This window comes from Roseibium algae (assembly GCF_037783265.1).
In the GTDB taxonomy this organism is placed as follows: domain Bacteria; phylum Pseudomonadota; class Alphaproteobacteria; order Rhizobiales; family Stappiaceae; genus Roseibium; species Roseibium algae.
Genome location: NZ_JBAKIA010000011.1, coordinates 57,841 through 69,651 on the forward strand (window position 1 = coordinate 57,841; position 11,811 = coordinate 69,651).

Genomic DNA, 11,811 nt, shown 5'->3' on the forward strand with positions numbered 1-11,811 from the left:
CCCGTTCCAATCGGTTTGGAAGTGGCGAGCAGGCCGCAAAGGTGAGGCACGCACCCTGGCCCACCTTTGTCCTGTGCCGATACTTGGATTGGATCCCGCATCAAGAGCGGGATGACCGCTGAGTGGGTCGAAATTTTTTTGGGGTTGGTTGATGTTTGCGAGACGCGCCGAGGCAGTTTCAACTTGCACTATGTGACCCTTGATGAGGCTGGAAGGTCGCTTCCCCCCCGCCGTCATTGCCGGACTTGATCCGGCAATCCATGCCGTGAGGGGGGGACAACTCGGGAAGCGGTGATCGAGGCAAGGAGGCGGAGTGCATCCCCTGGTCGAGCTATGGGATGACGTCGTGGGGTAGAGGATTTATCCGCATTAAGCCGGAGATGACCGAAGAATGATTATCTGGAATAATCCTGCCTCGGAGCTTTTTGGTCTCTAGCAGCTACGCGGTGGACTCGAATGCGTTCCGCAATCTGTTGACGCGGGCGAATTACAATCAATCAGAGGTTTGAACCGGGGACCTTATCCGACATTCAAGCACTGCCTTTCCGTTGCTGCAGGGTGGTTGCCGTTGAGCACTCGCACGGATCCACGATCAAGTCGGGGAAGGCGCGTGTGGGCAGGGGAGGTGCAAATTGCTGCCGTGGCGCGTTGCCCCTTCCCAATTTCCGTGACTTCGGTTAAATCGCATCCATGACCAGAAACGCAAATATTCGCGATGAAGCGCGGCAGGTGGATGTGCGTCCGCCCTGTATTATCTTGTGCGAGCCGCAGCTCGGCGAGAACATTGGCACGGCGGCCAGGGCCATGGCCAATTTCGGCCTGACCGATCTTCGCATCGTCAATCCTCGGGACGGTTGGCCAAGTGACAAGGCCCGCGCTGCGGCCAGTCGGGCCGACCATGTGATCGACTGTGTTCAAGTGTTTGACAGCGTGGAAGCGGCTGTTGCGGATCTGACTTATGTTTACGCCACGACGGCGCGCTCGCGTGAGATTTCAAAGCCTGTGCGGGGCCCTGATGAAGCCGCTCTCAAGCTGACTGAACTTGGCGCGAGCGATTTGGCGACCGGTTATCTGTTCGGGCGTGAGCGTTGGGGGCTCAACAATGATGAGGTTGCGCTGGCCGACGAAATCGTGACGCTGCCGGTTGATCCGGAGTTTGCATCGCTCAACATTGCCCAGGCCGTTCTTGTGTGCGCCTATGAATGGCGCAAGACGGCAGTGAAGGACGCTCTGCCGTTCCGCCTTAACGAAGAGCTTCATCCGCCTGCGGCCAAGGAAGATGTGGTGCGGTTCTTTGATCATCTGGAATCCGCGCTGGACACGGTGACTTTCTTCCGTCCGCCGGAGCGCCGGCCGAATATGGTGTTGACCCTGCGCAATATCTTTCAAAAGGCCGAGCTGACAGATCAAGAAGTTCGGGCGCTGCGCGGTGTGGTCGCTGCTTTGGAAAATCGCAGGACACGTCCAAGGCCGGAAGAACCAAGGGTCAAGACGAAGGGTGTCCAGGCAACCAACGATCAAGACGAGAGCTGAGATGATTTGCCATCGCCCAGTCCTGATCCTTGATTCCGGGGTGGGCGGCTTGACTGTCTTGCGTGAAGTCCGGTTCAAGCTGCCCTATGAGCGGCTGGTTTATGTCATTGATGATGCCGCTTTCCCTTATGGCGGCTGGGACGAGATACCCTTGGCAGAGCGCCTGATTGATCTGGTCGGACGTCAGATTGAACTGCATGATCCAAAGGTTGTCCTGATCGCCTGCAATACGGCTTTCACGCTGGTTGGTGAGGCGCTGCGAGCAGCCTTTCCGGATATGGCCTTTGTCGGCACAGTGCCTGCGATCAAGCCTGCGGCACATCGCACGCGGTCCGGTCTGATCTCCGTTTTGGCGACACCTGGAACCGTGCGCCGCGCTTATACTCGCGACCTGATTGCCCGTCATGCCAGCAATTGTCATGTGCGGTTGGTTGGATCTGATCTGTTGGCGGAGATGGCAGAAGCCCATTTGCGCGGGGATGACACGGCAGATGCAGATCTATTGACTGAGATCGCGGACTGTTTCCTGGAGGACGGTGCGCGGCGGACCGATATCATTGTGCTGGCCTGCACCCATTATCCGTTTCTGGCCAATAGGTTTCGCGAGATTGCGCCCTGGCCGGTGGATTGGATAGATCCTGCCGAAGCCATCGCACGCCAGTTGGCGCGGGTTGTCGAGACTGCAAGAGTTCTACCTGCAGGCAATGTTTCCGTTCGTGGTGTGGAAGCACAGCCAGATCAGGCGATCTTCACGTCTGGTCGGCGAGATGCAGATAGCCTAAGGCTTTTGACCGGGTTTGGTTTATCGGCTTGATCTGTGTGCAGATCGGTTGAAGCACTGACTGCTTGTCATTCCGCACGTGGCCGACTTTGAGATCGCTAAACTTTAGGACCTGATCGTTTTGACAACGAGGCCGTTGTCGGAGAGCTTCGCGGCTTTTTTCAAGTTCGCGATTTCGGCGTTCATTTGTTCAGGATGCAAGCCGACATCAGGCTCCAGAGTGATCATCGAAATTGAGCAATCGAGCAGCGGAAATATGCGGCGGGCTCCGAACCTGTCGGCTGCCTCCATATATCCGCACTCACGGTGCGCAGCATTGTAGAAGCTTTTTACGTCGGATTTGAACGCGTCCTTTAGAGATTGCAAAACTGCGATGATCTCGGTTCGGTCTCCGTTCAGGAAACCTGCGAAAAAATCATCTCCGCCAACATGGCCTTTGAATGTTCCATTGCCTGATATGTGGCGTTGCAGGAGCTCACTGAACAGGATGATCGCTCGGTCGCCCTTGCGATATCCGTAGGTGTCGTTGAAGGGTTTGAAATTGTCGAAGTCAAAGTAGCAAAGATGCCGGGCGTTGGGCTCTGGGTGAGCTGCTTCAGTGATGAAACGGGTGATGGCAACATTGCCAGGAAGGCCTGTCAGCGGATTTTGGTCCTGTGCTTCGAGCAGGCGCTTCTCATGAATGATCTTCAGCAGGGACGTGGCCGAAAGGAAACCGACATAACGAAAGTTCTGCGTGATGATGATCCCGTCCGAATTCAGGGATGAGGCAAAGGTCTTCAGCAGCATGTCTGTGTTCGAATCGATGTCGCCGATCGGACCAGAGCGAATGAGATTTAGAATCGGCAGATTGCGTGTGGCGTTGTCCTCGCCCTGAGCCAGGCCGCCTGCGTAGAGGTAGGCCTTCAAATCCCGCTCGTGAATCAGGCCGCGCGGCTCGTTGTTGGCACCCAGAACAGGCACAATGCTCGTGTCCTGATTGTTTAAAAACAGGTCCAGGAGCTGGCCGAGGCAAGCCTGTTGACTTATTGTCGGCAGGCTGTCCAATTCCGCTTGGAACCGCAGTTCTTCAGCTATCTGTATGTTGCCGATACTTGGCGTGCGAATGTGTTCGTAGAAAAGGCGGGGCTGGGCTTTCTTCGAAACAGGCTTTGCCACGTAAGGCCCCTGCACAAGATCACAGCCCGCTTCATGACATGCCTTGAGTTCTACTTGGCTCTCTACCCCGTTTGCGATCACACGGGACCCTAAAACATGGGCCAGGTTTGCAACGGTCGTAACAAACAGTTTCCGGCGTGGATCGGAGTCTATCCCACTCAGGAAGAACCGATCTATTTTGATGTATTCCGGTTCGATTTCCTGAATCATGCGGAGTTCAGAAAACCCTTGTCCAAAATTATCCAGCGCCAGCAGGAACCCGCTACGGCGCAATTCGGACAGGGCGTGTTGGCTGATATCCGAGCAATCATCTTCCTGTCGCAATGTAATCTCAAGGCAGATCTCGGATGGGCTAAATCCTTGCGAGTTGGCAATATCAGCCAACTGCATTCGAGGATCATTGCCATTGCCGAGGCCTCGGTGGTCCAGATTGAAGAACAGCTTTGTGCCGCGGGCCTTTTTGAAGTTGCAGTAGGAACGAAGGGTTGAGGTAAAAAGGGCCGTCACGAGGTTTGCTAAATAACCTTGCGCTTGGGCATCATTGTAGATCTTGGTTGTGTTTTTATAGCTTTTTCCGTCAAGGTTTTGAAATAGGGCCTCATAGCCAAAAACAACGCCTGATTCAAAGTCAACGATCGGTTTGAATGCGTAAGAAATAGGGTTTATAATTTTTGCAAAGTCATAATCTATCAGGGGGCATGAAGAGGCCGCCGGGTCATCAATTATTTTCTGCAATTTACCCATTAAGGTGCTCCGGATAAAACCTAAGGCAATACGAATATTATTTTTAATATTGATGCAAATAATTGAACTGTAAATTTACCTAGCGGTATTTAGCCGTGTTATGATTAAGTTTTCCTAAAGATATGCTACAATGTCAGTTTCGCGGATGTTGGCGATCTTCGCTTAACCGCAGCTGGTTAACTCATGGTCATGAGTCTATAAGCTGGGCAGAAATAGCAAGTATGTATTTACCCTGTCTAGGGCAATACATCTTCTCAGGAAGACATTTTGTAGCGAAAAGATGGCAGCATCTTCGGGACCTATCTTCGTTCTGAGCTTTGCGGCATGAATATTCTTTTGTCTGTCGTGCCATTGTTGTCAAAGGCTTGGAAATTTCGGTACTCGCCTACGTTCCCGACGTAGCGTTCGTACAAGGTGGTCTTTCAACCAACGTCATAATACGAGTTAATGGGGTGGCTGAGTTTTAGGATTGCCTTCTTGTAAAGATGCATGAATGCAATGATTGAGGTGGGGCTAGTCGGACGTGTGACCCAAAAGATGGAAGCCTGAATGTTTTTGGGTTTTTGCAACACTGCAGGCTCCCTGTTCAATGCCTGTGTATCCAATTTTATGAGTCCGAACCCTATTTGCAAACCACACCTAATTAATGTTCGTTCGACCAAAAACAGCTGGTTTCTGCTTGGGTCAATTGACTTTCAGCATCATGTTCTATAGCACCCACATGTCTGTTGCAGGTTTCTGTGGCAGTCATTACGCACCCGTGGGTGTCTGGTTGGCGCAATCTGATTGGACCCCTGTCGATTTCCTGAATTTCGGGAGATAAAGGAGGGCGCGTTTCCTTGAAGAAGAACAACGCGTTATACAAAGGAAACCGCGATGTCTAAGCGCCATAGTGTTAAGCACAAACTTGATCGCCGCATGGGCGAGAACATTTGGGGCCGTGCCAAAAGCCCGGTCAACAAGCGTGAATATGGTCCTGGCCAGCATGGTCAGCGCCGCAAGGGCAAAATGTCCGATTTTGGTGTGCAGTTGCGCGCCAAGCAGAAGCTCAAGGGCTACTACGGCGACATTTCCGAAAAGCAGTTCCGTAAGGTATATGGTGAAGCATCCCGTCTTCGCGGAGATACTTCCGAGAACCTGATCGGCCTGCTCGAGCGTCGTCTGGATGCGATCATCTATCGCGCCAAGTTTGTTCCGACTGTTTTTGCTGCACGTCAGTTCATCAACCACGGTCACATCAAGGTCAACGGTCAGCGGGTAAACATCCCATCTTACCGTGTTCGTCCTGGTGATTTGATCGAGATTCGTGAAAAGTCCAAGCAGCTTGGCCTTGTGATTGAAGCAGTTCAATCCGGAGAGCGCGACGTTCCTGACTACGTGGACGTTGATCACTCCAAAATGACAGCGACTTTCTCGCGCGTACCTACGTTTGCTGATGTGCCGTATCCGGTGCAGATGGAACCAAACCTGGTCGTCGAGTTTTACTCGCGTTAATTTGGCTCCTTTTACAGGATCTGCAGAAAGGTCGCCCATCAGGGCGGCCTTTTTGGTTTCTGGACTTCAGCTCTATTTGGCCATGGCACTGGCAGGTTGAAACTGTGTTTGCCACTGGTGCTTTTAAACGCAATTGCTGCATGGTTCCCGATCGGCTATTCAACTGTTTTCAAACTATCGATCCATTTGTGATCCAAAGGAGTCCGCATTGGCCGGTGAAGTGACAGGTGTCCAAGAAGATCAGAGCCGAAGTGGCAAGATCGAGGCTGATGGTGCCGTGCCTTTGCTGCTGCGCAATGCGCCTTCCAGCGTTGAGTTCAAGAAGCTGAGGAAGCGCTTGTTGCGCCAGGCGCGCCAGGCGATGGATGATTTCGGGATGGTCGGGCCGCCGTCAGCTGATGGTGCAAGGCCCAAGTGGCTTGTTTGCTTGTCGGGCGGCAAGGACAGTTACACGCTGCTGGCAGTTCTGATCGAGCTGAAATGGCGCGGGTTGCTTCCGGTCGATTTGATCGCCTGCAATCTGGACCAGGCGCAGCCGGGCTTTCCAGCGCATATTCTGCCAGAGTTTTTCGAAGCAAATGGTATCGATCATTTGATCGTTCGCCAGGACACTTATTCCATCGTCACAGATAAGATTCCAGCGCACAAAACCTATTGTTCTCTGTGTTCAAGGCTTCGCAGGGGCATCCTTTACAGGATCGCGCGGGAACAAGGGTGCGAGGCGATTGTTCTGGGGCACCACCGGGATGATATCCTTGAGACGTTTTTCATGAACCTGTTTCATGGTGGACGCTTGGCCTCCATGCCGCCTAAATTGATCAATGACGACGGAGATCTGTTGGTGCTGCGTCCCTTGGCCTATTCAGCGGAAAATGACATCGCCAAGTTTTCTAGAGCAATGGATTTCCCAATCATTCCCTGCAACTTGTGCGGATCTCAGGATGGCCTCCAGCGAGATGAAGTCAAGCGGATGCTGCAGTTGTGGGAAAAGGAAAGTCCGGGCCGTCTCAGTGTGATGGCAAGGGCGATGGGCAATACACGCCCATCCCATCTGATGGACGGTGAGATTTATGATTTTGCGTCCCTGCGGCCAGGGGCGGCCATTGATACGCCTGTGGGCTTGCCTGTTAATGCATCTTCTGATGCCTTGGTTGGAGAAGCTGAAGAGCCGTGTGGAGCAGGGCTTGCCATGACAGCCAATTTATTCGCAGCAAAGTAGCTTTCAGCTCACGTAGCACGATGCCATGAATTCGGCTCTGGCAAGGCGGTCCAGCCGATACTCGGCGGGCCTGGCCTATTCCTTAGCGGATAGAGTTCTGGCCAGAGAACCCGCCCATGGGCTGATTGCGCACCAGGATCACCAAACCTTCTGTGTTGGGGGTGGCATCGCTTTTCGCCAGGCCGCCGTAGTTGCGGCAGAGGTCTTCTGCGTTTTTGCCTGTACTTGGGGCAAAGACTGCTATTTTCGCGCAATTGACGCGCGTAAGCTCTGGTTGGGTTGGGTTATTAAAATAATTAAAGATGAGTGCAGCAAATGCACAGCAAATCGTCGCAGCGGCAATTGTTTTCATAGTCCCCGTTCCCATTCCCCGACACCTATTGGCCGTTAAGTCATGGACGGAGAATGGCGGTACGCATCTGTACTAACCCTGAATCCAGCATTCACCTTGCGTTCATAATAGGCGATTCGGCAATATTTGCCGAGTTGTTGGTTTTTTGAACGTAGAGTTAACTTGGATAAACTTGAATTTGTTTGCTCACCTAATCGTTATTGAATGTCCCAGGCAACCATCCTCAATGGTTTTTACGCTCACAAGATCGCGCTTTGTAAATCATTCATGGGATTGAACACAATTATGGTCTTCAATGAGGTGATGCGTTGGTAGAGGGCAACAATGGTGGGAGATGACAAAATGGCGGTGTCCAAAAAGGACCAAATCAGAGCGCTCTTGAAGAACATTGAAAAGGGTGATCCGGAACCAATAGCAGTTGTCAATGAAGCGAAATACATTCAGCACAACCCTCAGACGCATGAGGGGAGTGAAGGATTGGCCTTGCTGTTCAAACGACTTTCAAAAACTGAGCCGAAGGTGAATATGGTTCGGGGCTTTGAAGACGGGGCTTTTGTGTTCGCCCATATGGAATATGATTTTTCTTCCAGGAAGATATGCTTTGAAGTCTTTCGGTTCGAGGAGGGACGAGCTGTTGAACACTGGGATAATATTCAGGAAAGACAAGGCCCAAACCCATCAGGTCGCAGCATGGTGGACGGACCAACTGAAGTCACTGATCTTCATTTGACCGAAGCAAATCGAACTCTCGTGCGATCTTTCGTCGAAACCGTGTTTGTCGGTAGACAGCTTGATCGGCTGGATGAGTTCATCAATGAGGCTGGATATATTGAACACAATCCGCATCGCATGGATGGTGCATCCACATTGCGGGCGGCGCTTGAGGTCTCGGAGCGAGGCTATCGGAATATTGACTACAAACAAGTTCATCGCGTTCTGGCGGAGGGAAATTTCGTCCTGTGCATCAGTGAGGGGACGCTTGGCGGTGTGCATTCGGCTTTTTACGATCTTTTCCGTGTCTCTGACTCCCAGCTGGTGGAACATTGGGACACAATTGAAAAAATAGCACCGCGCAGTGAATGGAAAAACGACAACGGCAAGTTCTGAGAGGTCGATCCCATGCCTCACTGATTGAAACAGTTAGGTCTTTGGACTATTAGGCATGTTCTCATGCACGGACCATTGGCCCGGTGGTTTGCGAAGTTTTCGAAGGCTCGCGTGTTGAACTTGGTGCAGCCAATCATTTCGCGGGAGAGAGGCGCAGAAACGGAAAAGGGGACATTCCTGTATCAGACAGATATACGCGGCAACACGGACGATGAATGGCGGCGTGGTTTGAAGTGGCTGATGGATAAGAGGGTGCTTGTCGGACAATAAGTTCCTTGCGGGGTCATGAGTGAGCGTTGCTCACAAAAAAGACGGATCCTGTGATCCGCCCTTATTGCGTTATAGAGACTGATTTCCGATTAAGCGTCGGCTTTGATCTCGATGCCTTTTTCAGTGAAAGCAGTCTGTAGTTCTTTGTTCTGGAACATCTCACGGATGATGTCACAGCCGCCGACGAACTCGCCCTTGATATAGAGCTGAGGAATGGTCGGCCAGCTGGCGAACTCCTTGATGCCGGTGCGCAGGTCGTCGTCTTCCAGGACGTTGATGCCCTTGTAGCCAACACCGACATAATCGAGGATCTGAACGACCTGTCCGGAGAAGCCGCACTGAGGGAAGTTCGGTGTGCCTTTCATGAAAACAACGACGTCGTTGGTTTCAACTTCGTTCTTTATCCAGTCCTGGATACTCATGTTGTTCGTCCTTTTCGATATTCGATGGCCACTTGAAAGCGGCAAATTCGCGGTGGTTTTTAATGCTCAGTCCGGGGCCTTGGTTTGCAGGGCAAGGGCATGCAATTCGCCGCCCATGTTTCCCTTCAGAGCCTTGTAGACCAGCTGGTGTTGCTGGACCCGGCTGATGCCCCGGAACGATTCAGACACGACATTGGCGGCATAGTGATCGCCGTCGCCGGCCAGGTCGCGGATCTCGATCTTTGCATCTGGCAGAGCTGCCTTGATTAGGGTCTCGATCTCATTGGCGTCCATGGGCATCTTGGTTTGGTCCTCTTTCCCTCGTCATACAGTTTCCGATACTGGCGATGCGGTTAAGCTCAAGCCATATACTTCGGGAACCAATTCTCGTGTGCTTCTTTCAGCATTGCAACGGATATGGTGAGGATACCCTCAACAGTCAAATCAGTGCCGCCAGTTTGCCCGATATGGTGTGCTTCGATGCCCGCATCAATAGTGTCTTCCAAGATTGCTTCAAGCTCTGATGGCGCAACACTTATGACATAGCGGCCCTGATCTTCGCCAAAGAGAGCTGCATGGGCAGGCCCGTCAATTTCGACGGTTGCGCCAATGCCGCTTGCCATGGCCATTTCTGCGAGAGCGACGCCCAGGCCGCCTGAAGATATGTCATGGACGCTTGTGGTGCGGCCTGCGCCAATGAACTGGCGCACAAGAAGACCACGACGTTTTTCTGCGGCCAGATCTACGGGTGGCGGAGCGCCCTCCTCGCGGCCGAGAACCTCAGCCAGATACTGTGAACAGCCCAGATGGGTGCCCTTGCCGCCAATGACGACGATTGCATCGCCTTCTGCTTTGAAGGCAGAGGTGGCGCGCACGGTTACGTCAGGAAGCAGGCCGACACCGCCGATGGCTGGCGTTGGCAGAATACCCGTTCCGTGTGTTTCATTGTAGAGCGAGACGTTGCCGGAGACGATCGGGAACTCCAATTCCCGGCAGGCTTCGCCGATGCCTTTGATGCAGCCGACCAGCTGTCCCATGATCTCGGGCTTTTCCGGATTGCCGAAGTTCAGGTTATCTGTTGCGGCCAGCGGCTCGGAGCCGACTGCTGTCAGGTTACGCCAGACTTCTGCAACGGCCTGCTTGCCGCCTTCAAACGGATCGGCGAGGCAGTAGCGCGGGCTGACGTCAACGGCGAATGTCAGGCCCTTGCGGCTGCCTTCAACGCGGATCACACCGGAATCACCGCCGGGGGAGGCGGCTGTGTTGCCCTGAATGAGCGTGTCATATTGCTCATAGACCCAACGGCGAGAAGAGCCATTGGCGCCACCAACAAGGGTCTTCAGAGTTTCGGCATAGTCAGCGGGTTCTGCAATGTCGCTGGAATTCAGGACCGGACGTTTTGCTGTTTCGGTCCAGGGCCGGTCATATTCAGGAGCTTCGTCGCCGAGTTCCTTGATTGGCAGATCGGCAACTGTCTCTCCGTGATGCTTGACGACAAACCGCAGCGTATCGGTGGTGATGCCGACAATCGCGAAGTCGAGGCCCCATTTTTTGAAGATGGCTTCCGCTTCGGCTTCCTTTTCAGGGCGCAGCACCATGAGCATGCGCTCCTGGCTTTCCGAAAGCATCATTTCATAGGGGCTCATGTGATCTTCGCGCACAGGCACCTGATCAAGGTAAAGTTCGACACCGAGGTCGCCACTGGCCCCCATCTCGACCGCAGAACAGGTCAGGCCAGCAGCCCCCATATCCTGAATGGCGATCACCGCACCGGTCTTCATCAGTTCCAGGCAGGCTTCCAGCAGGCATTTTTCAGTGAATGGATCGCCGACCTGAACAGTTGGGCGCTTTTCCTCAATCGTCTCATCGAACTCGGCCGATGCCATGGTTGCGCCACCAACACCGTCACGGCCTGTCTTGGCACCCAGGTAGACGACAGGAAGCCCGACGCCTTCTGCCTTGGCCAGGAAGATCTTGTCCGTATCTGCAAGACCTGCAGCAAAGGCATTGACCAGACAGTTGCCATTGTAGCTGGCATGGAACTCGACTTCACCGCCAACAGTCGGGACGCCGAAGGAATTACCATAACCGCCGACGCCTGATACGACGCCTGAGACAAGGTGCTTGGTGCGTGGATGATCGGGCTCGCCGAAGCGAAGTGCATTCATGGCAGCCACCGGACGTGCGCCCATGGTGAAGACGTCACGCAAAATGCCTCCAACCCCTGTCGCAGCGCCCTGATAAGGCTCGATATAGGATGGGTGGTTATGACTCTCCATCTTGAAGACAACAGCCTGTCCGTCTCCGATATCGACTACACCAGCGTTTTCGCCAGGCCCAACCAGAACACGCGGGCCTGTGGTCGGGAGGGTCTTCAGCCATTTCTTGGAAGACTTGTAGGAGCAATGCTCATTCCACATGGCCGAGAAAATGCCGAGCTCGGTAAACGTCGGCTCGCGGCCTATCAGCTCGAGGATCCGCTCGTATTCATCCGGCTTCAGGCCGTGGGAAGCGATAAGGTCGGGTGTGATCTTGATGTCGTTCGGGATCATATCGGTCCGGATCGTTGCGGTGCGGAGCACCTAGGCCAGTTTTGTGATCCGTTTATCAGATCGTCGACGAGAAGGGGAGTGGGAAATGCGGATTTTTGGGGCGATTGGAAGAACCTTGGGCTTGAGAAAATGGTTCTGTTCTAAAGCACTTTTTCGAACGCTGGTTAAGCTCTTCAGTA

11 protein-coding genes are annotated in these 11,811 nt (G+C 53.2%); 6 read left to right on the forward strand and 5 right to left on the reverse strand.

Going from position 1 to position 11,811, the window contains the following annotated elements; genetic code table 11:
- Positions 1 to 690: 690 nt before the first annotated feature.
- On the forward strand, positions 691 to 1,533 hold the full coding sequence (locus V6575_RS15305; RefSeq protein WP_340275557.1) for an RNA methyltransferase: 843 nt from the start codon (positions 691 to 693) through the stop codon (positions 1,531 to 1,533).
- Position 1,534: 1 nt separating this feature from the next.
- Positions 1,535 to 2,347: a glutamate racemase gene (gene murI / locus V6575_RS15310; RefSeq protein WP_340275558.1), complete on the forward strand. Its 813-nt coding sequence runs from the start codon at positions 1,535 to 1,537 to the stop codon at positions 2,345 to 2,347.
- A gap of 72 nt (positions 2,348 to 2,419) precedes the next feature.
- Here the strand turns inward: murI and V6575_RS15315 are convergent, their stop codons facing one another.
- The gene (locus V6575_RS15315) at positions 2,420 to 4,216 is read right to left on the reverse strand and encodes a GGDEF domain-containing protein (RefSeq protein ID WP_340275560.1); all 1,797 of its coding nucleotides are present in this window, start codon (positions 4,214 to 4,216) and stop codon (positions 2,420 to 2,422) included.
- An 876-nt stretch (positions 4,217 to 5,092) separates the two neighbouring features.
- Here V6575_RS15315 and rpsD point away from each other — a divergent pair.
- Positions 5,093 to 5,710 carry a 30S ribosomal protein S4 gene (gene rpsD, locus V6575_RS15320; RefSeq protein ID WP_340275561.1) on the forward strand — a complete coding sequence of 206 codons (618 nt, stop codon included), beginning with the start codon at positions 5,093 to 5,095 and terminating at the stop codon, positions 5,708 to 5,710.
- A 259-nt stretch (positions 5,711 to 5,969) separates the two neighbouring features.
- Positions 5,970 to 6,929: a tRNA 2-thiocytidine(32) synthetase TtcA gene (gene ttcA / locus V6575_RS15325; protein ID WP_340275699.1), complete on the forward strand. Its 960-nt coding sequence runs from the start codon at positions 5,970 to 5,972 to the stop codon at positions 6,927 to 6,929.
- An 82-nt stretch (positions 6,930 to 7,011) separates the two neighbouring features.
- Here ttcA and V6575_RS15330 read toward each other — a convergent pair whose 3' ends face one another.
- Entirely contained in the window at positions 7,012 to 7,281 is a 270-nt protein-coding gene (locus V6575_RS15330; RefSeq protein WP_340275563.1) for an antitermination protein, read from the reverse strand.
- Positions 7,282 to 7,623: 342 nt separating this feature from the next.
- Between V6575_RS15330 and V6575_RS15335 the strand changes: the two genes are divergently transcribed.
- Both V6575_RS15335 and V6575_RS23355 read left to right on the forward strand, forming a co-directional pair.
- Positions 7,624 to 8,388: a nuclear transport factor 2 family protein gene (locus V6575_RS15335; protein ID WP_340275565.1), complete on the forward strand. Its 765-nt coding sequence runs from the start codon at positions 7,624 to 7,626 to the stop codon at positions 8,386 to 8,388.
- A 63-nt stretch (positions 8,389 to 8,451) separates the two neighbouring features.
- Positions 8,452 to 8,658: a DUF2380 domain-containing protein gene (locus V6575_RS23355; protein WP_422785584.1), complete on the forward strand. Its 207-nt coding sequence runs from the start codon at positions 8,452 to 8,454 to the stop codon at positions 8,656 to 8,658.
- 89 nt (positions 8,659 to 8,747) lie between these two features.
- On the opposite strand, the gene grxD is transcribed toward V6575_RS23355, so the two are convergent.
- From grxD to purL, 3 genes are all read right to left on the reverse strand, one after another.
- The gene (grxD, locus tag V6575_RS15340; protein ID WP_340275566.1) at positions 8,748 to 9,080 is read right to left on the reverse strand and encodes a Grx4 family monothiol glutaredoxin; all 333 of its coding nucleotides are present in this window, start codon (positions 9,078 to 9,080) and stop codon (positions 8,748 to 8,750) included.
- 66 nt (positions 9,081 to 9,146) lie between these two features.
- Positions 9,147 to 9,380, reverse strand: coding sequence for a BolA family protein (locus tag V6575_RS15345; protein ID WP_340275567.1), 234 nt, complete (start codon positions 9,378 to 9,380; stop codon positions 9,147 to 9,149).
- Between the two features lie 59 nt (positions 9,381 to 9,439).
- Positions 9,440 to 11,632: a phosphoribosylformylglycinamidine synthase subunit PurL gene (gene purL / locus V6575_RS15350; RefSeq protein ID WP_340275700.1), complete on the reverse strand. Its 2,193-nt coding sequence runs from the start codon at positions 11,630 to 11,632 to the stop codon at positions 9,440 to 9,442.
- Between the last annotated feature and the right edge of the window lie 179 nt (positions 11,633 to 11,811).